The organism is Amycolatopsis sp. 2-15 (genome assembly GCF_030285625.1).
GTDB classification, from domain to species: domain Bacteria; phylum Actinomycetota; class Actinomycetes; order Mycobacteriales; family Pseudonocardiaceae; genus Amycolatopsis; species Amycolatopsis carbonis.
Genome location: NZ_CP127294.1, coordinates 9,780,929 through 9,803,629, shown reverse-complemented (window position 1 = coordinate 9,803,629; position 22,701 = coordinate 9,780,929). Strand labels below are relative to the sequence as shown.

The following is a 22,701-nucleotide window of genomic DNA, read 5'->3' as shown; positions in this document are numbered from 1 at the left end:
CTCCGAAGGCCGCTGGGCGATGTACCGCTCAGCGGCCTTCGGCGTTCTCTGGACCCTGAGAAAAGCCTGAGAACCTGCAATTAACTCAACGTGCACTAATCGGTCATCGATTGGCACTCTCCGCGGTTTCCAGGTCGCAGGTACACAGTGTTCATGACGTCGTCTCAGCTCCTCGTCAGCACTGATCAGGCGGGTGTCGAGCTCCCGGCCGATGCGCCGAGGTACTCCCTGCTCGTGGCCCACGCGAACGAAGAAGTGCTCGCCGCGCAGAAGCTGCGGCACCAGGTTTTCGCCGAGGAGATGGGGGCCCACCTCAATTCCCTGAAGCCCGGCCTCGACGTCGACTACTTCGACGAATTCTGCGACCACCTCGTGGTGCGCGACGACAAGACCGGCGACATCGTCGGCTGCTACCGCATGCTGCCGCCGGAGCGCGCTTCGCAGGCCGGCAGCCTCTACTCCGACAGCGAATTCGACCTGACGGCCCTTTCCGGCCTGCGCTCGACGCTCGTGGAAACCGGCCGCTCCTGCGTGCACCCGGACCACCGCAGCGGCGCCGTCGTGAGCCTGGTGTGGGCGGGGATCGCGCGGTACATGCTGCTTTCCGGCCACCGCTACCTCGCCGGCTGCGCGTCCGTGCCACTGAGCGACGGCGGCAGTTACGCCGCCGGCGTCTGGGATGTGTTGCGCGCCAAGCACTACTCCGACGAGACGCGCCGCGTTTCGCCGCTGCACCCGTGGGATTCCGACTCTGTCGTCCGCCCCGACCGCGCCACGCTGCCGCCGCTGATCAAGGGCTACGTGCGGCTCGGCGCCGAGGTCTGCGGCCCGCCGGCGCTCGACGAGGACTTCGGCGTCGCCGACTTCTTCGTGCTGCTCGACCTGCACAAGATCGACGAGCGTTACCTCAAGTTCTTCCTCGGAGTGCAGGTATGAGCCACGCCTGGATGCCGACGTCCCCGTGCGGCGACGGCTGCCTCACCGAGGGTGCCGCCACGGTCTCGTTCCCGCGTCGCGTGCTGCGCTTCGCCTCGGCGATCGGCGTGGTTCTGGCGGCCCTGCTGACGGCGCCGCTGCTGCTCGTGCTGCGCGGCCGGGGCCAGGAACGCCTGGTTCGGACCATTTTCCGCTCGGTGCTGCGCGCGTTCGGAGTGAAGCTGATCGTCCAGGGCGGCGCCGATTTCCTCGCCGCGCCCGCCGGCCGCGGCGCGCTGGTGGTGAACAACCACATCTCGTGGCTGGACATCGTCGCCATCAACGCGCTGCGTCCGATGCGCGCCCTCGCGAAGGTCGAGATCGGCTCCTGGCCGGTCCTCGGCACCCTCGTCCGCCGCGGCGGCAGCATCTTCCTGGACCGCGAACGTCTCCGCACGCTGCCCGACACCATGACCGAGCTCGCCGACGCCCTGCGCTCCGGTTCGCTCGTCAACGTCACCCCCGAAGGCACCACGTGGTGCGGCCTCGCCTCCGGCCGCTTCACCACGGCCACCTTTCAGGCCGCCATCGACGGTGGCGTGCCCGTCCGCCCCATCGCCTTGCGCTACCGCCTCGCCGACGGCCGCGAGACCAGCATGCCGGCCTTCATCGGGCCGGAGTCCCTCATCGCCTCCCTGCGGCGAGTGGCCTCGCTGCGCGGCTTGGTCCTCGAGGCGCACGTCTGCCCGGAGATCGCCCCGGGTCGTGCGGAGGATCGCCGCTCGCTCGCCGCCCTTGCGGAGGCCTCCGTGCACTCGGCTCTTGGGACGGTCCGGATCCCGGTCCAGGGCCGCCGTCGGGTGTCTCCGGCTCCTGCGGCGAAGGTTTCCGTCGAGACGGCCACGGCGCGCCCGGTTCACCGAGCCGGCTCTATCGCTTGACCTGCAGGTTCGCGGGTGTCGCCGCTCAGCGGCGACACCCGCGAACCGCTGTTTGCTCCGACGCGATGCTCGCGTTGCCGTCGCCACTGGATGTCGCCATTGAGTGGCGAAACCCGGTGAGCCCCTTCGGCCGGCCTCGGATCCGTGCTGGCCGCCGCGCACCGAACCCGCCCCGGCCGCCCACTGACCGACCTCCTGACGCAGTCCGATCGCCGTTCGCACGTCGTCGCCACTGAGCGGCAAATCCGTGCACGGGCTAGCCCAGTCAGCCACAGCGCCCCTAGCCCGGGAACGGCCTGTCCTGCGCGTCGCCACTCAGCGGCAACGTCGGCGGGCGCCCCTCCAGCCAGCCTCCGGAGAAGACCTCACCAACCGACCCGATACCGTCGTCTTTCAGCGGCAAAACTCTCTGACCAGGCAATTATGCCAAGAAATCGGCTTGATGATCGAAGACCTCCACACGATCAGGTGGAGCTCGTCTCAACCGAACCACTGCCCGGTTGAGACGGCCGACCGCATGGATCGTCAGGAAACGACGATCGTGATCTTCCCTCCCGGATGCCCCGCCTGGCTCTCCTCCTGTGCGGCCGCGGCCTCCTCCAGCGGGTAGCTCTTGCCCTGCGCGATCTGCAGACCGCGTCCCGCGTACTCGACGAGCTCCCCCAGCACCTCCGGCTTCTGGTCGTCCGCGCCACCGGCCGAGAACGGCAGCCCGAGCTCGAACGCGGCCCCGTCCGCGATGGTCACCACCCGCTCCTTCGACCCGCGCAGCTCCACGGAGTCCGGCAGCACCCCGTGACCCGACGCGTCGAACACCGCGTCCACCGGCCGGTCCGCCGCCTCGCGGACGCGCTCCGGCCACCCGTCGCCGTAGAGGACGGGGATGGCGCCGAGCGACTTCACGTCGTCGAGGCTGCGTTGCCCCGCCGTGCCGATGACAGTCGCACCGAGTGCGACGGCCGCCTGCGTGGCGAAGCGCCCGACGGTGCCGCTCGCACCGTGGATCAGCAGCAGGTCGCCGGCCTTGACGTCCAGCAGCCGCAGGACGCGTAACGCCGTTTCGCCAGCCACGGGTAACGCCGCTGCGTCCTCCCACGACAGGCTGGCCGGCTTACGGGCGACGGCCTTGGCCAGCGCGTATTCCGCGTAAGAGCCGGTGGTCGACCACCCGAAGACCTCGTCGCCGACGGCCACCGTCGCGCCGTCGCCCACTGCGTCCACGACGCCGGAGAACTCGGCGCCAGGGATCTGCGGGCTCTTCGGCGCGGAGCCCTTGGCCATGGCGCCGCTGCGGACCTTCCAATCGATGGGGTTCACGCCCGCGCGTCGCACGGCGACACGGACCTGCCCGGGGCCGGGTTCGGGCAGCGGGACGTCGCTGAGCTGCAGGACGTCCGGGCCGCCGTACGCGGCGAAGGTGATGGCTCGCATGGTTCCTCGTACTCTCCTTCGATTCGGGACGGTCGTTCGTCCTGCTTCGAGTCAACTGTCCCGCGTCGCGATCCGAACCGCTCGGACGAGTAGCGTTCACTAGCCGGAAGAGCAGGACCGGTCCCTTCGTACACGCCTACCGTGGACACATGGACGCCTCCTGGACGAACCCGGCCCACGTGCTCGACGTCGCCGTGCGCGTCATCTCCGCGCCGCGGCCCGAGATGCTGCCGCGCTTCTCACAGGAGCTCGCCGCTGTGCTGCCGCACCGCGCGGCCGCCATGCAGACGGGCGACTGCCCGCGCAGCCCCTTCAAGGTCACCGGCGACACGACCATTACCGGTGCCGTGACCAGCGCGGAGCTGGACCACCTCGCCGAGCGCGCCATCCCGGGCGAGGCCGTGGTCCTCGACGGTGTGCTCGCCGGCGCCGAACGTCGCCTGATCCTGCTCACCTCTCGTCCCGCGATCGGCAACGGCGCGGTGATCGCCCTGGTGCCATCCGATGACGAGCCGTCTGTCGAGACATTGGGACTCGCGGCCCGCCTGTGGCATCTGACCAGCACCGACGCCGGTCAACGCGCCGTCGACCCCGGCCCCGACGTCCTCGCCAGTAACCTCGCCGCCGCGGCCGCACGCGCCCAGACCGTCACAGACCTCGGCCAGACGCACGCGGCCACGCTCGTCGCGCTCCTGGCCGTCCTGCGCTCGGGCCGGCTCGGCGACGCGGCCGCGCGCCAGACCGCGACCGACCTGGCTGCTCGCGCGCTCCTCGACCTGCGCGCGGTGGCTGACCGTGACCAAGCGTTGTCCGCGGAGTCCGCTCGCGCCGCGTTCAGCGTGCTCGCCGACCAGCTTTCGCCAGTGGTCGGCCACGCCGACGTCGCCGTCGACCTCGTCGCCCCCACCGACAACCGCCAGCTGCGGCAGGACATCGCCCACACAGCACGCACCGTCACGCGCGGCCTGGTCATCGCCGCCCTCGACCGCCCGGGCACGACCCGCATCCGCGCTTCCTGGCGCCTCGACGGCGCCGCCCTCCGCATCACCGTCCGCGACGACGCGCCGGACATCCCCGACGTCGTCCTCGACCCGGGCCTCACCGAACGCATCACGCCGCTCGGCGGCAGCTGGGAGGTCGACGCCGTCCCGGGCTGGGGCGCGACGATCACCGCCGCGCTGCCGCTGGACACCGTCGAACCGCCCGAGCTGCGGCCGCTCGACCGGCTCAACGCGCGGGAGGTCGAAGTCCTGTCGGGCATTTCGCAGGGGCTGCGCAACCGTCAGATCGCGGCGCAGCTGCAGCTCAGCGAGCACACGGTGAAGTTCCACGTGCGCAACCTCCTCGAGAAACTCGAGGTCAGCTCCCGCGGCGAGGCCGCCGCGCTCGCCCGCGACCTGAGGCTCGACCCGGTGGCGGTGCACCGGACCGCGTGAAATCGGCTTGACCTCCACAAGGCTGGAGGTTGCAGGCTGTCGATCATGAGCCGGATCGTCGATGCCCAGCCACAGCCCCGAAGAAGCGTGCTGTGGAGCCGCGAGCACCGGCTCACGACGATCGGCTTGTTGCTCGTGGTCACGTTGGTGGCCTTCGAAAACATGGGCGTCGCCACGGCCATGCCCACGCTCGTCGCCGAGCTGCACGGCCTCGCGCTGTACTCATGGCCGTTCACGACGTTCCTGATCGCCAGCGTCGTCGCGACCGTCCTGTCCGGCCGCATGGGCGACCGCCGCGGCCCGGCACCCGCGCTCCTGGCCGGCCCGGCCCTGTTCGCCGCGGGCCTGGTGGTGGCGGGGACCGCAACGTCCATGCCGACGCTCCTGGCCGGCCGCGCTCTCCAGGGTCTCGACTCGGGCTTCCTGCTGGTTGCAGTGTCCCTGCTCATCGCCCTGACGTTCACCGACCGCGAACGCCCCGTCATCTACGCCGCGAACGCCGCCGCCTGGGTCCTGCCCGCCGTGATCGGCCCCTCGGTCGCTGGCCTGATCACGGTCAGCATCGGGTGGCGCTGGGTGTTTCTCGGACTGGTTCCGCTGGTCGCCATCGGTGTCGCGCTGCTGGTCGTCGTCGTCCGCGGTTTGCCCGACCACGTCCCGGCGGCGGAGGCGCGCCGCGCTGGCGTTGTCCCGGCAGTCATCGCTGCGCTCGGTGTTGCCGCCTTGACGTGGGCCGCTCAGCACCCGTCGCCTCTCGCCCTCGCCTACGGCGCCGTCGGACTCGTGGCCCTCGGTTTGGCGCTTCGAAAACTTCTCCCCACGGGCACTTTGACGTTCCGCCCCGGTCTGCCCACCGTCGTCGCCTCCCGCGCCCTCCTTTCCGGCGCCTACGCCGGGATGGAGGCCTACCTGCCCCTCACGATGAGCGCCGTCCACGGCTACGGCCCCGCCCTGGCCGGCTTGCCGTTGACGATCACCGCCCTCGGCTGGTCGGCCGCGTCCGGGCTTCAGGGGAGGTTCCTGGACTGGTCCCGCGAAGCGACGCTCCGCATCGGCTTCGCCCTGGTCGCCGCGGCCTTGGTGGGCTTCGGGTTTGTCGCGCTGCCCTGGTGCCCCGCCTGGCTGGCCTTCGTGATCTGCGCCATCGGCGGCGCCGGAATGGGCATTGCCATGCCCGCGATCTCCGTCCTCCTGCTCCGCTACTCCCCAGAAGGCGAACGCGGCTTCAACACCTCCGCGATGCAGCTGGCCGACTGGGTCGGCTCGGCCCTGCTCATCGGCCTCGGCGGCGTCCTGCTCGCTGTGGTCGCGTCGGCCATCCACCCATCTCCGGCGATGGCGATCCTGGCCGTCGCCCTCGTTCTGCTCGCTTCGCTGGGAGTTCGAGTGACCGGCCGATGGCCGCAGAAGGTGTGACAGGCCACTTCCGGGCCCAGGGTGGACTTCGTCACGGGCTGGAGCGGACTACCCTGATGTGGCGATGACCTATCTCGACCATGCGGCGACCACTCCGATGCTGCCCGAAGCCGTAGCGGCGATGACCGATGCTTTGTCCACCGTGGGCAACGCCTCCGCGCTGCACTCTTCGGGACGTCGTGCGCGCCGCGTCGTGGAGGAATCCCGCGAGATCATCGCCGAAGCCCTGGGCGCCAGGCCCTCAGAAGTGATCTTTACCGGCGGCGGCACGGAGAGTGACAACCTCGCCGTCAAGGGCATCTACTGGGCCCGCCAGAGCGCTGACCCCGGTCGCCGCCGCATTCTGTGCAGCGTCGTGGAACACCACGCCGTCCTCGACACCGTCGAATGGCTCGAGTCCCAGTGCAGCGCCGAGATCACCTGGCTTGAGGTCGACGACCAAGGCCGAGTCTCGCCTGCCACCTTGCGCGCCGCTATCGAGTCCTCGCCCGAGACCGTCGCCCTCGCGACGGTGATGTGGGCCAACAACGAGGTCGGCAGCATCAATCCGATCGCGGAGCTCGCCGCCATCTGCGCCGAGCACGGCATCCCGTTGCACACCGACGCGGTCCAGGCTGTCGGTGCCGTGCCGGTCAACTTCGCTGACAGCGGCGCGTCCGCCCTGACCCTGACGGGCCACAAGCTCGGCGGCCCGTACGGCGTCGGTGCTCTCCTCCTCGGCCGCGACACCGAGTGCACCCCGGTTCTCCACGGTGGGGGCCAGGAACGCAGCGTGCGCTCCGGCACTCTCGATGTCCCGGCCATCGTCAGCTTCGCCGCGGCTGTCCGCGTGGCGGCCGAGAGCCGCGCCGAATACGCGGCGCGCGTCGAGAAGCTCCGCGACGAACTCATCGAAGCCGTCCAGCGCGAGATCCCCGACGCGATCCTCAACGGCGGTCGCGGCGAGCGTTTGCCCGGCCACGCCCACTTCACGTTCCCCGGCTGTGCCGGCGACAGCCTGCTGATGCTGCTGGACGCCAAGGGAATCGAATGCTCCACCGGCTCGGCCTGCACTGCGGGAGTAGCCCAGCCGAGCCACGTGTTGCTGGCGATGGGCGCCGACGCCGCGGCCGCGCGCGGCTCCTTGCGTTTCTCGCTGGGCCACACATCGACGCTGGATGACGTGACCGCGCTCGCGCGGGAGATCGGTGGGGTCGTCAGCCGGGCGCGGCAGGCAGGACTTGCCGGCATGCGCAAGCAGACCCAGAAGCAAGAGGTGTAAGCGATGCGGGTACTGGCTGCTATGAGTGGAGGAGTCGACTCGGCCGTCGCCGCGGCGCGAGCGGTTGACGCCGGCCACGACGTCGTCGGCGTGCACCTGGCACTGTCCGCGAAACCAGGCACGCTGCGCACGGGTTCGCGAGGCTGCTGCACCATCGAGGACTCGCACGACGCCCGCCGCGCAGCCGACATCCTCGGGATCCCCTTCTACATTTGGGATTTCGCCGAGCGTTTCACCGAAGAGGTCGTCGAGACGTTCGTCGGCGAGTACGCGGCCGGCCGGACGCCAAACCCGTGCGTGACCTGCAACGAGAAGATCAAGTTCGAGGCGTTGCTGGAGAAGGCAATGGCGCTCGGCTTCGATGCGGTGGCCACTGGCCACTACGCACGCCTCGCGACGGTTGATGGCGAGCTTGAGCTTCGCCGGAGCGCCGACGAGGGCAAGGACCAGTCATACGTGCTGGCTTCCCTTACGCCTGAACAGCTCAGCCACGCGATGTTCCCGCTGGGCGACTCGTGGAAGTCGGACGTTCGCGCCGAGGCGGAGCAGCGTGGCCTTTCGGTGGCTCACAAGCCGGACAGCCACGACATCTGCTTCATCCCCGACGGCGACACCAAGCAGTTCCTCGAGAACCGGCTGGGGCAGCGACCGGGTCAGCTCGTCGACGCGGAGACCGGAGCTGTTCTCGGGCAGCACACGGGCGTGCACGGGTTCACTGTCGGCCAGCGCAAGGGCCTCGGCATCGACGCGCCGGCCACTGACGGGCGGCCCCGATACGTCCTTTCGCTCGAGCCTGTTTCGGGCACGGTGAAGGTCGGGTCGTCGACCGGCCTTGGCGTTGACGTGATCGAGGCCGACCGGGCGATCTGGCCCAGCGGGCGGGCGCTCGACGGTCCGACCGAATGCGTCGTGCAGGTTCGAGCGCACGGCGGCATCGCTGGAGCGGTGGCCGAGGCCGACGGCGAGCACGTCAGCGTCCAGTTGCGAGAGCCGCTCCGGGGTGTTGCTCCGGGACAGGTCGTGGTCTTGTACCGGCCGGACGCCGGTGCCGGCGATCTCGTCCTCGGCAGCGCGAAGATTTCCAGCACGCGCTGACTTCGTCGCTCAAGCCCCCTTGCGCGTCTCCATGGGCTGCTTGACCTGCTGGTCAGGCTCGTGAAGCGGCGGCGGAATGCTCTCGACTTTCTGGCCGGTCGGCGTCGTGATGACGAGCTTTCCGTCATCGATGACTTGATACTTCCAATCGGCTCGGTTCTTGAGGCGCCGGTGGCGGATGCAGTAACTAAGCGTCTCGTCGGCGTCGGTCGCCGAATCGGCCTTCGTCGGCGTCGGCTCGATCAGGCAGTTGTGTGCGGGCCGCGGGCAACCGGGCTGACGGCACTCGCGATCCCGGGCCCGCACGAACTCTTCGACGTCGATGCTCGGCCGGTAACGGAACTTGCCGACTTCGATCACCTGCCCGGTGAGGGGGTCGGTGATGATTCGCCGCAGCGTTGTGTCTGGACCGGTCGCGATATGCCGGGCGACCTCGGCCGAAACGTGGCCGTGCCCGGCCATCTCGGCTGGGTCGTCGTTGAGCCCCAGGTACGTCTGGAGATCGACGTACAGGTAGACCTCGGCCTGCTCGGCGACACCGCCCTTGTCCGTCAGCAGGAGGTCGAGCGCGACATCCGCGCGCAGCTGGTCGAGAGTACGGTTCTCGTCGCCTGTCTTGAGGGCCCGGGCGATTTTGTCGATACGGAGATAAGCGGCAGTGGCCTTCTCTGTTGGTGCGTTGTCGATGGACAGCTGCGAAATGCCCTCGGACTGGTGATGCAGCGCGGTCCGGCGTTCGGCACGCCGTTGCGTGACGCGGTTCGCCGCGCCTTCGGGGTCGGTCTTCATCGCGGCGTACGCGGTGGCTTTGCGGATCTGCGTCGGATTCTTATCGGACAGGCGGTCTTCCAACATGGTGTCGACGATCCGGGCGTGGTGATCGGACAGCCACACGGTGCCCTCAGTGACCTTCATGGCGCGATACAGGTCGACGAACCCACTGTCCATCAGGCGAAACGTCCGCGGAAGCCGGTTCGCGAGCGCCTCGGCCGCGGAAATCATGGCGCCGGCTCGGTTGTCTGTGAGGTGCAAGGTCAACGCGACCTCGGACGCGAGCTCACGGGCGTCTGATCTTCGTCTTCGCAGGCTGGCGAGGCAGTGGAGTTGAAGCGCCTGAAGTCGGGCGATCTGCTGACCCGCGTCTTTGGCCACCTGCATGAGTTGCCCTGTCTGCAAGCGTTCGAAGATCTCGAGATTCGCTTGCATGGCACGGAGAAGGAAGTCGAGATCGACGGTTTCGGGGGTGTTGTTGGAATCGTCGGCGGCTGTGGTCGCCGACTTCGATTTGGTCATGGTGGCGACGATACGCATCAGCTGGTGCGTGGTCATCAAAACGGCACGAACGGGCCGCTCGCGCACTTTTCTTGGCCTCACCGTGGATTCGTGGCAACCTGGAGTCGTCGGGCGTCCCCGCGGCCAAGGGGGGACTGTTCTGAATGGACAGTTGGAGAAGGGTCAGAGGTGCAGCTTGAAACCGGTGTGGCTGGCCACGAAACCGAGTCGTTCATAAAACCGGTGCGCTGCGGTCCTGGAAGTGTCGGAGGTGAGCTGCACCAGGGCGCATCCGCGCCGGCGGGACTCGTCGATGGCCCACTGGATGAGGTCTCCGCCGAGCCCGGCGCTTCGGTGGTCGCTGCGGACCCGCACCGCTTCGATCTGCCCACGGAGGGCGCCCTGACGAGCGAGACCGGGGATGATCGTCAGTTGCAGCGTCGCCACGGGTTCGTCGTTCGACGTTGCCACGACCAGAAGTTGTTGCGGGTCGCCGTCGATGGCTTCGAACGCGCGAAGGTAGGGCTCGAGGTCGTCGGCTGAGTCCCTGGTCGCGCCGAGCTGGTCGTCGATGAGCATGCGCACGATGGCTTCGACGTCGTCGCGGCGGGCTTTCCTCACGGTGATACCGGGCATGGTGATCAGTATTCCAGCGTGGCCGTTGTGGTTGTCGCCGCTGTCGCAGGGCCGATCAGCTTGTTCGGTAGTGGCGCACTCCGTCGACCTGCTGGACCGTCAGCTTGTTCTGCGACACCAAGAGGTCGAGGTGCGCACCCGTTTCGAGGACGGCGAGCATCTGGTTGAACGCGTCCATTTCGGACAGTTTCCGGCCACGTCGAGTCCAGCCCAGCCGGCTGGCGGTCTCGAAGGCGGTGCTGGCTCCGGCGTCGACCTGGGCGGCCATCGTCTCGAGGCGCTGGCGGTGGTGTTCGAGCAGTTCGTCGATGCGTTTGTGCACGCTGTCCGCGACCGGGCCGTGGGCCGGCAGCATGCGCTGGTCGGGCAGGCCGCGGACCAGGCGCAGTGAGTCGAGGTAGTCGTTGAGCGGCAACTCGGCCGGCACCGGCTGGAAGCCGATCGACGGCGTGATGTGAGGGAGGACGTGGTCGCCCGAGAACAACAGGCCGGCGGCATCGTCGAGGAAAACGACGTGGCCGGTGGTGTGGCCAGGGGTGTGGACCACTTCGAGCTCGCGGTTCGGCAGGACCTGGCGGCGGCCCGGAGTGAGCCACTCGTCGGGGTCCTCCCACAGGTCGAGGTCGGTGCGGCGGGGGACATCGGCGAACATTCGCCCCAGAGCGGCGATGACCTCGTCGGCGCCTGAGTGGCGAAGGAGCTCGATCTGGGCGTGCATCGGAAGCTGGTCCGGGTCGGCGGTGACCTTCAGCGAAGGTTCCTCCAGCTGGCCCAAGGAGATCTTGTTGCCGAATTCGCGGCGAAGGGCGACGGCCTGCGTGTAGTGGTCGCGGTGCACGTGGGTGACGAGGAACTCGCGCACGTCACCGAGTTCGGCGCCGATGCCTTTGAGTGCCTCGGCCAGGAGCTGGCGCGCTTCGGTGAGGGCCCAGCCGGAGTCGACGAGGGCGAGGGTGGTGCCGTCGGTGACGGCGTAGACGTTCACTGCGCGGAGGGCGTCGTTCGGCAACGGCAACGGGATCCGGTAGACGCCGGCGGCCACTTCGTAGACCCCGGGTTCTGTCCAGTTCCGGTTGCTGTCTTCGGGCAACGGCTCCACGGCGACCTCCGTCCAGGCAGGACTCCGGCGTCCCGGCCTTTTGCCTCACATTGGGCCGTCGCTGCCGCGGTGTCCACCTGGGCGGCCTGAGACAACGGTCACGTGCTTACGCCGTTTGGCGGGTGAGGGCTGTGTCGATCGTGAGCGTTGTGGCGACGACCATGCTGGCCAGGGGTTCGGGCAGCTGGCGTGGGATTTCGACGAGGTAGGTGTCGCCGGCGATCGGCGAAGGCGAGGACTGCGGGCGACTGACGCGGGCGACCTCGGCGTCGGCGTGGTTCCTGATGGCTACGTCCCACGCTTGGGGGCCCGTCGCGGCGACGCGGCCGACTGTGCGGCCGTCGACGACGAAGGTGAATCGAGTCTCGTCCTGGGTGCGGGCGGGGATGATTTCGCCGATCGGGGTTTCGTCGGCGCGGGTGACGACGAAGCGAGTGCGCAGTTCCCTGGCCGGTCTCGCCACTTTCAGCACCGTGCTGTGGTTCGCGTCGCGGACTTCGAACTTGTGGGTGACGTACTGGTCGTATTTCGGCAACAGGCGGGCGGCCTTGTGCAGGAAGCCTTGGCTGACGTCGGCCACTCCGCCGACGCGGGTGCCGTCGCGGTCGAAGACGCTGTACTCCTCGGTGGCCTCGACGACCTCCGCGCGTCGGCTGACGATGAGGACCGCTTCGGTGAACAGGGTCCCGCCGAAGGAGCGGCCCGGGTAGCGGCGTTCGGGGATGCGCGGCTCGTCGTCCCACCGGCCTAGCCGGGTGGGACTCACCTCGTCGGGGTGCCGGCCCGGCGGTGGTGGCGAGGAGCTCGTCATGGCCATCCAGAGTATCGCTGTCTCCGCGAATTCGGTGCTGGCAAAGGGATATGCGGCGAATGTCCGGCTCACTCGGGTGACCCGGCGAGGGCGGTGGGAGGCTTCGGGGTGGGTTCGGCGAGAATTCGCCCGTGACTGAACGAGCTTGGCCCGACGGCGCGGCCACCGCGATCGGCTCGATGCCCGGGGCGGACCCGGCCGAGGCGGCCGCCGTCGTGTTCGGCGAGCTGCCCGACTTCCCGCACCTGCCGGAGTTGCCGGGGCGTGGGGTGGGGGCCGACATTCTCGGTCGCACCGCGGCGTTGCTCGTGGACCTGGCCGTGGAGGTGGTGCCGAGCGGGTACCGCGTCGCGGGGCGGCCCGGGCACGATCACCGGCGAGGGCGGGACCTCTTGCAGTGGGATCTCGACGCTGTGCAGGAAGCGCGTGAAAACACCGGCGTCGTGCCGCCGGTGTTCAAGACGCAGGTGGCCGGGCCGTGGACGCTCGGCGCCGGCATCGAGCTGCCGCGCGGGCATCGTGTGCTCACCGATCGTGGCGCGTTGCGGGACTTCGCGTCCTCGCTGCTGGACGGCCTGGCTCAGCACGTCGCAGAGCTGAAGGCGCGCATCGGGGCGCCGATCGTCGTGCAGTTCGACGAGCCGTCGTTGCCGGCGGTGCTTGCCGGGAGCCTGTCGACGCCGTCGGGCTACGGGAACGTGTCGGCCGTGCCCGAGCCGGAGGCGCGGGAGCTCCTGTCGACCATGATCGAGGGAGTGCGGGCGATCACGGACCAGCCTGTCGTCGTGCATTGTTGCGCGCCGAAGCCGCCGCTCGCGCTGCTCAGGGCCGCCGGCGCGGACGCCATCGCGTTCGACGTCACGCTGCTCGGCAAGCCGTCGGCCGAGACGCTGGATGCGATCGGCGAAACGTGGGACAGCGGCACGTCGCTGTTCCTCGGCCTCGTCCCGGCGACAGACCCTGGCACGCGCCCGACGCTCAAGGACATCGCCGACCCCGCGTTCAGGCTCGTGGACCGCCTCGGTTTCAACCGGTCGATCCTGGTCGAACGGGCTGTCCCGACGCCGACCTGTGGGATGGCCGGCGCGACGAACGAGTGGATGCGCCGCGCACTCGCCCTCACCCGCGACCTCGGCAAGGCCTTCGTGGAGCCGCCCGAGACGTGGTGAGCGCGCGGTAGCGTGTCGGGCAACGATCGACAACGGGGGATGTTCCATGGGCCTGTTCCGCCGCCGCGCTTCCCGCGCCGACATCGACAACGGCACCAAAGCCGCGCCGCCCGACCCGCGCACTCCGTGGCCGGCTCAGCCCGTGCCGTCGGACGTCGAGACGGCCGCGGCGAAGTTCTGGGAGGGCTGGTTCGAGCTGCTCCCCGTGGTCAACGCGGCCTTGGGTGACCGCGAACCACACCGCGTCGAGCACGATCTCTGCGTGCTGGTCGAGGCCCTGCACCCGCGGCTGCACTTCTCCCTGGAACGTGGCCGGCAGGCCATCTACGCCCTCGTGGTCACCGGTCAGGAAGACCCGGAGCTGCGGCCGTTCACCGACGCCTGGAAGGCCGCTGCCCCGCCGGACGACGCCATCTGGGAGCACCACGACTCCGTGCCGCCGGTCCCGGACCCGACCGAGGTCACGGTGAACCTCGGCGACCACCGCATCTCGCTGGCCGACGTGCGCGTCGTCGCGCAGGTGGACGAGGACGTGGTCGACGTGGCCGTCTACCACCCCGCGCTGGCCGACCTCGAGCCGGCGGCGCGCACCACCATGACCTTCCTCCCGCTGGACGCCACGCTCGGTGAGCGCGTCGCCGCCGAACGGCTACGCCGCGTCGAGACCGCGGAGACCGAACCGGAGGGCACGATCAGCCTCCTGCAGCTCCGTGACCTGGTCCGGGGTCTGAACGGGCAAGAGGACGAAACTGTCGGCACCTCCGGCTAGGGTTACCACCCGTGAGCAGCGACCTTCCCCACGACCAGTTGGCCGCCCCCGCCGAACCGGCAGTGGCGGCCCAGGACGTCACCGACGTCCCCGCCGACGTGCGCGAACGCCACGGCGCCCTCGCCGAGGACGTCCGCGGGCACCAGTTCCGTTACTACGTGCTGGACTCGCCCATCGTGTCCGACGGTCAGTTCGACGCGCTCCTCGGCGAGCTGCAGGCGATCGAGGCCGAGTACCCGGCGCTGGTCACGCCGGATTCGCCGACGCAGAACGTCGGCGGCACGTTCTCCACCGAGTTCACTGCGTACGACCACCTCGAACGCATGCTGAGCCTGGACAACGTCTTCGACACCGACGAGTTCCTCACCTGGGTGGAGCGCGTCGAGAAGGAGATCGGCTCCGCGGAGTACCTGGCCGAGCTGAAGATCGACGGCCTGGCCATCAACCTCCTCTACGAGGACGGCAAGCTCACGCGCGGCCTCACCCGCGGCGACGGTCGCACGGGCGAGGACGTCACGCTCAACATCCGCACGCTGGAGCAGGTCCCGGACGAGCTGACCGGCACCGACGAGTTCCCCGTGCCCAAGCTCATCGAGGTGCGCGGCGAGGTTTTCTTCCGTGTCGAGGACTTCCTGGAGCTCAACGCGAAGATGGTCGAAGCGGGGAAGCCGCCGTACGCGAACCCGCGCAACACGGCCGCGGGGTCGTTGCGGCAGAAGGACCCGCGCATCACCAAGGAACGCCGGCTGCGGCTGATCTGCCACGGTCTGGGCAAGCGCGAGGGCTTCGAGCCGGTCACGCAGTCGCACGCCTACGACGCGCTCGTGGCGTGGGGTCTGCCCGTTTCGCCGCACACGCGCGTGCTGCACACGGCGAAGGAGCTCACTGACCACATCGCGTACTGGGGCGAGCACCGGCACGACGCCGAGCACGAGATCGACGGCGTCGTGATCAAGGTCGACCAGGTCGCGCTGCAGCGCCGGCTGGGCACCACTTCGCGCGCGCCGCGCTGGGCGATCGCCTACAAGTACGCGCCGGAAGAGGCGATCACGACGTTGCTCGACATCCAGGTGGGAGTCGGGCGCACGGGGCGCGTCACGCCGTTCGCCATCACGGAGCCGGTGAAGGTCGCGGGTTCGACGGTGGCGCGCGCGACGCTGCACAACGCGGAAGAGGTCAAGCGCAAGGGCGTACTGATCGGCGATCGCATCGTGATCCGCAAGGCGGGCGACGTCATCCCCGAGGTGATGGGACCGGTCGTCGACGCGCGAACGGGTGACGAGCGCGAGTTCGTCATGCCCACGCACTGCCCGGAATGCGGCACGGAACTCGCCTACCAGAAGGAAGGCGACAAGGACATCCGCTGTCCGAACACCCGCTTCTGCCCCGCGCAGCTGCGGGAACGGCTGTTCCACCTGGCCGGGCGCGGCGCGTTCGACATCGAGGTGCTCGGGTACGAGGCGGCCGTCGCGCTGCTCGACGCGCGCGTGGTCGCCGACGAGGGCGACGTGTTCGACCTCAGCGAGGACGCGCTGTCCGAGGTGGAACTGTTCCGCACCAAGGCCGGCGACCTCTCGGCCAACGCGCGCAAACTCCTGGCGAACCTCGACGTGGCGAAGGACCGTCCGTTGTGGAAGGTGATCGTCGCGCTGTCGATCCGCCACGTCGGGCCCACGGCGGCGCAGGCGCTGGCGCGCGAGTTCGGGTCGATCGAGCGCGTCGAGGAGGCGAGCGAGGAGGAGCTGGCCGACGTCGACGGCGTCGGGCCGACCATCGCGCACGCCGTGCAGGAGTGGTTCGAAGTCGACTGGCACCGGGAGATCGTCGAAAAATGGCGACGTGCCGGCGTGCGAATGGAAGAGGAGCGCGACGACTCGATCCCGCGCCACCTCGAGGGGCTGTCGATCGTGGTCACGGGCTCGCTCGACGGGTTCTCCCGCGACGAGGCCAAGGAAGCCATCATGGCCCGCGGCGGCAAGGCGGTGGGGTCAGTGTCGAAGAAGACGGCGTTCGTCGTGGCGGGCGAGGCGCCGGGGTCGAAATACGAGAAGGCCGTGCAGCTGAAGGTGCCGGTGCTCGACGAGGACGGCTTCCGCGTGCTGCTGGATCGGGGTCCGGACGCGGCTGCCGAGGTGGCGCTGGACACCGGCACCGACGAGGAGGCGGACGAAGAGTCCTCCGATGGGTGACGTCGAGATCAGGCCGCCGCTGGCCGAGGAGCTCGCGGCGGTGGGGGAGCTGACGGTCGAGGCGTACCGCCTGGACGGCCTGCTTTCCGACCAGGTCGGGTACGAGAACGCGCTGCGCGACGTCGCACACCGGGCGGAGCACGCCGAGCTGCTGGTGGCTGTCGAGGGCGACGCGGTCCTCGGGACGGTCGCGGTGGTGCGACCGGGCACCTCTTACGCGGAGATCTCGCGTGAGGGTGAGCTGGAGTTCCGGATGCTGGCCGTCACCGGTTCCGCTCGTGGGCGTGGGATCGGCGAGGCGCTCACTCGGGCGGTGCTGGAGCGGGCGCGGGAGCTGGGGTTGGGGAAGGTCGTGCTGAGCAGTCTCGATCGGATGCGGACGGCTCATCGGCTGTACGAGCGCATCGGGTTTCGGCGGTTGCCGGAGCGGGATTGGCAGCCGTTTCCGAACGTCAGCTTGATCGCGTATGAGTACGATTTATAGGGTGTTTCGGCTGTTCAGGGTCTTTTGCCGCTGAGTGGCGACGGTTTGGGCGGGGCACGATCCGAGCGTTCGAACGGACGTGGGCAAGGTCGAGCGCGGCGATGGATCTCGGGTAGTCGCGGGGGGATGGGGCTCTCGACAGCGAACCCGCGTCGGCGACGGCGACGGCCGGACGAGCGGTCCGAGCGCCGTGAGGCCATGGTTAGCCGGCTCATGGTGTTGCCGCTCATCGGCGACACCACGGATCGGTGTCGCCGATGAGCGGCCGTGCTCGCGTGTGGATTGGTCGGCGCTTCTCGGCTGGGGCGTCGTTGCCTCTCAACGGCGACTCCACCGGGCGGTTGTAAAGCCGGCCTTGGCGGGACCGTCGCTCGACGAAGGAAGCCGTCGCCGTTCTGCGGCGAATACCAGCTCAGCGGACGAATCCGGGGCCGCTCAGCCGTCCAGGACGACGGCGACGATGCCGGCGAAGTGCGCCAGCCGGGCGACCTCCGCGGCGCGGAAGTTGGGCCCACCCGGCCGGGCCACGAGAAGAGCCTTGCCCGGTTTGCCCAGCGGCGTCGCCGCGAGCTCCGTGCCCAGCTCCTTCCACGTTTCCGGGATCCAGTCCTCTTCACCGTCGAGGACGGTGGCGCGCTCCAGCGGCAGCCAGGGCAGGTCCGTGAACGGGTTCTCCGGCGCCGCGCTCGACGAAGCCAGCCGGCGGGTGCCCGATTCCCGGTGCTCCACGACGACGGCCCAGCCGGCGCGGATGATCTTCGGCACACCCTCGGCCAGCAGATCCAGCCCGGACTTCGGCTGCGCGGCGATCTCCTCCACGAGCTCCAGCTCGCGGTGGGTGTCCAGAATCCCGGCGTACGGCCGGACGGCGTCGACCTCGACGCCTTCGATGCTTTCGGCCGCGGTGATGAGGGCGTCCGGCAGGCGGCCGGACGGGAGTTCGACCACGAGGTCGTCGATGGCGACCCCGCCGCCACGCTCCACGACGTCGACGCTGAGGATGTCGGCGCCGACCGTGCCGAGCGCCGTCGCGACGGCGCCGAGGGTGCCGGGGGAGTCCGGAAGCTGGACCCGCAGCAGGAACGACACCACACGCCCCTCTCGCCTCAGGCGTTCCGCCTTGTCGCGGAACGCGGTAACCGGGCGCCGATTGTGACAGACCGGGTACTGCTTGGGGACCGCTGTCCGGCGAACGGGACACCCCGGGTCGCGGCAGGTCCGGCCATAACCCGGTCGAGCCGTCCGGCGCCGCCACCATAGACTTGCAGCTTCCGACCGCACCCGCACAGCACACCCCGGGAGTCACCCGCGTGCCCAACATTTCCCGAGACGAGGTCGCGCACCTCGCCAAGCTGGCCAGGCTGGCCGTCACCGATGACGAGCTGGACGTCTTCGCGGGCCAGCTCGACCAGATTCTGGACTCGGTGGCGAAGGTGAGCCAGGTCGCCGCGGCCGACGTCCCGCCGACCTCGCACTCCGTGCCGCTGACGAACGTCTTCCGCGAGGACGAGATCCGCCCCTGCCTGACACAGAAGCAGGCGCTGGCCGGCGCGCCGGCCGCCGAGGAGGGCCGGTTCCGGGTGCCGCGGATTCTGGGAGAAGAACAGTGAGTGAACTCGTCAAGCTGACCGCTGCCGAGCTGGCGGCGAAGATCCACGCGCGCGAGGTCTCCGCGGTCGAGGTCACCCAGGCGCACCTGGACCGGATCGCCGAGGTCGACGACCACGTCCACGCGTTCCTGCACGTCGACACGGAAGGCGCGCTCGGCGCGGCCAAGTCCGTCGACGAGAAGCTGGCCGCGGGGGAGCAGCCTGCGTCGTCCCTGGCGGGCGTGCCGCTGGCGCTCAAGGACGTGCTGACCACCGAGGGCATCCCCACCACGTGCGGTTCGCGCACGCTGGAAGGGTGGATCCCGCCGTACGACGCGACCGTCACGCGTAGGCTGCGCGAAGCGGGCATCGTCATCCTCGGCAAGACGAACATGGACGAGTTCGCCATGGGCTCGTCCACGGAGAACTCCGCCTTCGGTCCCACGCACAACCCGTGGGACCACGCCCGCATCCCGGGTGGTTCGGGTGGTGGCTCGTCGGCGTCGATCGCGGCGTTCGAGGCCGCGCTGGCCATCGGCACGGACACCGGCGGCTCGATCCGCCAGCCGGGCGCCGTCACCGGCACGGTCGGCGTGAAGCCGACGTACGGCGGCGTTTCGCGCTACGGCCTCGTCGCCTTCTCGTCGTCGCTCGACCAGGCCGGTCCGTGCGCGCGGACGGTGCTCGATGCCGCGCTGCTGCACGAGGTCATCGCCGGGTATGACCCGATGGACTCGACGTCGATCGACGCACCGGTCCCGCCGGTCGTCGCCGCGGCGCGCGAGGGGGCCAGTGGTGACCTCAAGGGCGTGCGCGTCGGTGTGGTGAAGGAGTTCGCCGGCGACGGCTATCAGGCCGGCGTGCTGCGGTCGTTCCAGGCCGCCGTCGAGCAGCTCCGCGCACTGGGCGCCGAAGTGGTCGAGGTCTCGTGCCCGCACTTCGTCTACGCCCTGCCCGCGTACTACCTGATCGCGCCAAGTGAGGCGTCGTCCAACCTCGCGCGGTTCGACGCGATGCGCTACGGCCTGCGCGTGGCCGACGACGGCACGCACAGCGCCGAAGAAGTCATGTCCCTGACCCGGGAAAAGGGCTTCGGCGCCGAGGTGAAGCGCCGCATCATGTTGGGCACCTACGCGCTTTCGTCGGGCTACTACGACGCCTACTACGGCTCGGCCCAGAAGGTGCGCACGCTCATCACGCAGGACTTCACCTCCGCGTTCGAGCAGGTGGACGTGCTCGTGTCGCCGACCACGCCGACCACGGCGTTCAAGATCGGCGAACGCGTGGACGACCCGATGGCGATGTACCTCGCCGACCTCTGCACCATCCCGTCGAACCTCGCGGGCAACGCCGCCATGAGCGTCCCGAGTGGACTGTCCGACGAGGACGGCCTACCGGTCGGCCTGCAGATCATGGCCCCGGCGCTCGCCGACGACCGGCTCTACCGCGTCGGCGCCGCCTACGAGGCCGCACGCGACGCCGCCGCCGGCGGGTCGCTCGTGCACAAGGTCCCGGAGCTGGGAGGAACGAAGTGACTGCCGTGGCCGAGTTGATGGACTACGCCGAGGTCGTCGAGCGCTTCGACCCGGTGCTCGGGCTCGAGGTCCACGTCGAGCTCAACACGAAGACGAAAATGTTCTGCGGCTGCGTCAACGAGTTCGGCGGCGAGCCGAACACGAAGACGTGCCCCACTTGCCTCGGCCTGCCCGGTGCGCTGCCCGTGGTGAACGGCAAGGCCGTGGAGGGCGCGATCCGCATCGGGCTGGCGCTCAACTGCGAGATCGCCGAGTGGTGCCGCTTCGCGCGGAAGAACTATTTCTACCCGGACCAGCCGAAGAACTTCCAGACCTCGCAGTACGACGAGCCGATCGCCTTCAACGGCTACCTCGACGTCACGCTCGACGACGGCGAGATCGTGCGTGTGGAGATCGAGCGCGCGCACATGGAGGAGGACACCGGCAAGTCGCTGCACATGGGCGGCGCGACCGGCCGGATCCACGGCGCGGACTATTCGCTGCTCGACTACAACCGCGCGGGCGTGCCGCTGATCGAGATCGTCACGAAGCCGATCGAGGGCACCGGCGAGCGGGCGCCGGAGGTGGCGCGTGCGTACGTTTCGGCTCTGCGCGACCTGCTGAGCGCGCTCGACGTGTCCGACGTCCGCATGGACCAGGGGTCCCTTCGCTGCGACGCGAACGTGTCGCTGATGGACAAGGACGCCACCGAGTTCGGTACGCGCACGGAGACGAAGAACGTCAACTCGCTGCGCAGCGTCGAGCGCGCGGTGCGGTACGAGATGACGCGTCAGGCGGCGATTCTCGCCGGCGGTGGTTCGATCAAGCAGGAGACGCGGCACTTCCAGGAGGCCGACGGCACCACGTCCGGCGGACGCACCAAGGAGACCGCCGAGGACTACCGGTACTTCCCGGAGCCCGACCTGGTGCCGATCGCGCCGTCGCGTGAGTGGGTCGAACAGCTGCGCAAGACGCTGCCGGAGATGCCGGCCGAGCGGCGCAAGCGGATCCAGACCGAGTGGAACCTGTCGGACGAAGCGTTGCGTGACCTGCTGAACGTCGGCGCCGTCGACCTCGTCGCGGCGACGGTCGAGGCCGGCGCGAAGCCGGACGAGGCCCGCGGCTGGTGGGTCAACACGCTGGCGCAGGAGGCCAACACGCGCGAGGTCGAGCTCGCCGAGCTGGCGATCACGCCGGTGCAGGTGGCCGAGGTGATCGCCCTCGTGTCCTCGGGTGAGCTGACGAACAAGCTCGCCAAGGAGGTCGTGCAGGGCGTCCTCGCCGGCGAGGGTTCGCCGCGCGAGGTGGTGGACAAGCGCGGGCTGAAGGTCGTTTCCGACGACTCCGCGCTGATCACCGCCGTGGACGAGGCGCTGGCCGCACAGCCGGACGTCGCCGAGAAGATCCGCGGCGGCAAGGTCGCCGCGGCGGGCGCGATCGTCGGCGCGGTCATGAAGGCCACCAAGGGCCAGGCCGACGCGAAGCGCGTGCGCGAGCTCATCATCGAGCGCGTCGGTTCCTGAGTGGCGTTCTCCGTCAAACGCGTCACGTGGCGCGAGTGGCTCGGTCTGGGGGCCGGGCTGCTCGCGCTCGTGGCGGTGTTTCTTCCCTGGACGGTTCTCACCGCCGACACAGCCACGGCCGACGTTCGTGACGCCTTCAACTCCCTGCCCCACGACGACGTCGTGCGCTCGGCTTGGCATTCGGACTTTTTCTCGTGGTTCCCACCGTTGGTTCTGGTGGTCGTCGGCCTCGCGGTGGTGTTCTTCGGGCAGGTCAGGAAGGTCCGGGTCAGCGGCTTGCCGCACCTGTGGCTGGTCGCGGGGCTTGCCGCGTTGCTGCTCATGGTCATCGGCTGGACGACACTGGACTGGGTCTTCGACAGCGACCAGAGGGCGTTCCTGGAAACCGCCGGCGTGATGATCAACCCGGGGGTCGGTCGGTACGTCGCGCTGCTCGCCGTGCTGGTGTCGATCGCCGCCTCGATCCTGGACATCCGGGCGGCCCGCGCCGAAAGCCGGGCGCCGCGCTATCGCCGTTGAGAGGCGAAACCGCCGTTGCCTCGCAATGGCGACGATCTGTTCGCCCCTGAGCGGCAACGCGATTCGCCTCTGAACGGCGACTGCCGGCTTGCCTTGGAACGGCACCCGGGATTTGCCACTGAGCGGCGACTGCCGCCGCTTCTGGAGCGCAACGCGATTCGCGTCTGAACGGCGGCTGCCGCTTCGTGTGAGACGGCACCCGAGATTGGCCGTTGAGCGGCGACTGCTGCTCCAGTTGTGAACGGCAACGCGATTAGCCGCCGAACGGCGACTGCCGCTTCGTCAGGAAACGGCAACCGGGATTTCGCCACTGAGCGGCGACTGCCGCTTCGCCAGGAACCGCAGCCGGCATTCGCCCCTCAACCGCGACTGCCCGGCTCGCCTCGGAACGGCGACCACGATTCGCCGCTGATTGGCGACCGGGCTGAGTGACGACCACAGCGGCGCCGAGGTCCGGCGCTGCATCGCCGCCGAGCGGCGAAAGATTCCAGCCACCGAGAGGTGGCCTGAAGTCCGGGGCGTTCGACGGTCGACGGCGACGCGCTCGAGCGGTCGGCTCAGACAACGAGCGGGGTGAGGACCAGCCGGCAACCAGCCGTCGCCGCTCAACGGCGACAACCCAAAAAACCAGG

Annotated in this window: 20 protein-coding genes; 14 read left to right on the top strand and 6 right to left on the bottom strand. The window is 69.4% G+C overall.

All coding sequences use genetic code 11. The features are described from left to right. Positions 1–153 precede the first annotated feature (153 nt). Positions 154–936, top strand: a complete 783-nt coding sequence (locus QRX50_RS48165) for a GNAT family N-acetyltransferase (RefSeq protein WP_285969716.1) — start codon at positions 154–156, stop codon at positions 934–936. After that, positions 933–1,856, top strand: coding sequence for a lysophospholipid acyltransferase family protein (locus QRX50_RS48160; protein ID WP_285969715.1), 924 nt, complete (start codon positions 933–935; stop codon positions 1,854–1,856). The genes QRX50_RS48165 and QRX50_RS48160 overlap by 4 nt, the downstream gene beginning before the upstream one ends. Positions 1,857–2,381: 525 nt before the next feature. Here QRX50_RS48160 and QRX50_RS48155 read toward each other — a convergent pair. After that, positions 2,382–3,287 (bottom strand): NADP-dependent oxidoreductase, encoded by a 906-nt coding sequence (locus QRX50_RS48155; RefSeq protein WP_285969714.1) that lies wholly within the window; start codon positions 3,285–3,287, stop codon positions 2,382–2,384. Between the two features lie 149 nt (positions 3,288–3,436). Here QRX50_RS48155 and QRX50_RS48150 point away from each other — a divergent pair, with 149 nt between their 5' ends. The 4 genes from QRX50_RS48150 (at position 3,437) to mnmA (ending at position 8,495) form a co-directional block, all read left to right on the top strand. Further along, positions 3,437–4,723, top strand: coding sequence for a helix-turn-helix transcriptional regulator (locus QRX50_RS48150; protein ID WP_285969713.1), 1,287 nt, complete (start codon positions 3,437–3,439; stop codon positions 4,721–4,723). A gap of 45 nt (positions 4,724–4,768) precedes the next feature. After that, on the top strand, positions 4,769–6,139 hold the full coding sequence (locus tag QRX50_RS48145; protein ID WP_285969712.1) for an MFS transporter: 1,371 nt from the start codon (positions 4,769–4,771) through the stop codon (positions 6,137–6,139). Between the two features lie 64 nt (positions 6,140–6,203). After that, a complete protein-coding gene (locus QRX50_RS48140) occupies positions 6,204–7,400 on the top strand; it encodes a cysteine desulfurase family protein (protein WP_285969711.1) in 1,197 nt (398 codons plus the stop codon). Positions 7,401–7,403: 3 nt separating this feature from the next. Then, entirely contained in the window at positions 7,404–8,495 is a 1,092-nt protein-coding gene (mnmA, locus tag QRX50_RS48135; protein ID WP_285969710.1) for a tRNA 2-thiouridine(34) synthase MnmA, read from the top strand. Positions 8,496–8,504: 9 nt separating this feature from the next. Here mnmA and QRX50_RS48130 read toward each other — a convergent pair whose 3' ends face one another. From QRX50_RS48130 to QRX50_RS48115, 4 genes are all read right to left on the bottom strand, one after another. Beyond that, entirely contained in the window at positions 8,505–9,788 is a 1,284-nt protein-coding gene (locus QRX50_RS48130) for a DUF222 domain-containing protein (protein WP_285969709.1), read from the bottom strand. A 162-nt stretch (positions 9,789–9,950) separates the two neighbouring features. Continuing rightward, the gene (locus QRX50_RS48125) at positions 9,951–10,403 is read right to left on the bottom strand and encodes a GNAT family N-acetyltransferase (RefSeq protein WP_285969708.1); all 453 of its coding nucleotides are present in this window, start codon (positions 10,401–10,403) and stop codon (positions 9,951–9,953) included. Positions 10,404–10,458: 55 nt separating this feature from the next. Next, positions 10,459–11,502, bottom strand: a complete 1,044-nt coding sequence (locus QRX50_RS48120) for an MBL fold metallo-hydrolase (RefSeq protein WP_285969707.1) — start codon at positions 11,500–11,502, stop codon at positions 10,459–10,461. A 106-nt stretch (positions 11,503–11,608) separates the two neighbouring features. Then, a complete protein-coding gene (locus QRX50_RS48115; RefSeq protein ID WP_285969706.1) occupies positions 11,609–12,313 on the bottom strand; it encodes an LURP-one-related/scramblase family protein in 705 nt (234 codons plus the stop codon). A 131-nt stretch (positions 12,314–12,444) separates the two neighbouring features. Here QRX50_RS48115 and QRX50_RS48110 point away from each other — a divergent pair, with 131 nt between their 5' ends. From QRX50_RS48110 to QRX50_RS48095, 4 genes are read left to right on the top strand one after another with little or no spacing between them, the layout of a single operon-like run. Then, complete coding sequence (locus QRX50_RS48110; protein WP_285969705.1) at positions 12,445–13,482, top strand: methionine synthase; 1,038 nt, start codon at positions 12,445–12,447, stop codon at positions 13,480–13,482. Between the two features lie 46 nt (positions 13,483–13,528). Next, entirely contained in the window at positions 13,529–14,251 is a 723-nt protein-coding gene (locus tag QRX50_RS48105) for a hypothetical protein (protein ID WP_285969704.1), read from the top strand. An 11-nt stretch (positions 14,252–14,262) separates the two neighbouring features. Next, the gene (ligA, locus tag QRX50_RS48100) at positions 14,263–16,440 is read left to right on the top strand and encodes an NAD-dependent DNA ligase LigA (protein ID WP_285969703.1); all 2,178 of its coding nucleotides are present in this window, start codon (positions 14,263–14,265) and stop codon (positions 16,438–16,440) included. Next, entirely contained in the window at positions 16,433–16,924 is a 492-nt protein-coding gene (locus tag QRX50_RS48095; protein WP_285969702.1) for a GNAT family N-acetyltransferase, read from the top strand. The genes ligA and QRX50_RS48095 overlap by 8 nt, the downstream gene beginning before the upstream one ends. A gap of 435 nt (positions 16,925–17,359) precedes the next feature. On the opposite strand, the gene QRX50_RS48090 is transcribed toward QRX50_RS48095, so the two are convergent. After that, positions 17,360–18,013 (bottom strand): ACT domain-containing protein, encoded by a 654-nt coding sequence (locus tag QRX50_RS48090; RefSeq protein ID WP_285969701.1) that lies wholly within the window; start codon positions 18,011–18,013, stop codon positions 17,360–17,362. 221 nt (positions 18,014–18,234) lie between these two features. On the opposite strand from QRX50_RS48090, the gene gatC reads away from it, so the two are divergent. The 4 genes from gatC to QRX50_RS48070 are packed head-to-tail and all read left to right on the top strand — an operon-like array spanning position 18,235 to position 22,069. Beyond that, positions 18,235–18,534: an Asp-tRNA(Asn)/Glu-tRNA(Gln) amidotransferase subunit GatC gene (gatC, locus tag QRX50_RS48085; RefSeq protein ID WP_285969700.1), complete on the top strand. Its 300-nt coding sequence runs from the start codon at positions 18,235–18,237 to the stop codon at positions 18,532–18,534. Then, on the top strand, positions 18,531–20,048 hold the full coding sequence (gatA, locus tag QRX50_RS48080; RefSeq protein ID WP_285969699.1) for an Asp-tRNA(Asn)/Glu-tRNA(Gln) amidotransferase subunit GatA: 1,518 nt from the start codon (positions 18,531–18,533) through the stop codon (positions 20,046–20,048). Before gatC ends, gatA begins: the two co-directional genes overlap by 4 nt. After that, positions 20,045–21,550 (top strand): Asp-tRNA(Asn)/Glu-tRNA(Gln) amidotransferase subunit GatB, encoded by a 1,506-nt coding sequence (gatB, locus tag QRX50_RS48075; RefSeq protein ID WP_285969698.1) that lies wholly within the window; start codon positions 20,045–20,047, stop codon positions 21,548–21,550. Before gatA ends, gatB begins: the two co-directional genes overlap by 4 nt. After that, positions 21,551–22,069: a hypothetical protein gene (locus QRX50_RS48070; protein WP_285969697.1), complete on the top strand. Its 519-nt coding sequence runs from the start codon at positions 21,551–21,553 to the stop codon at positions 22,067–22,069. Positions 22,070–22,701: the final 632 nt, after the last annotated feature.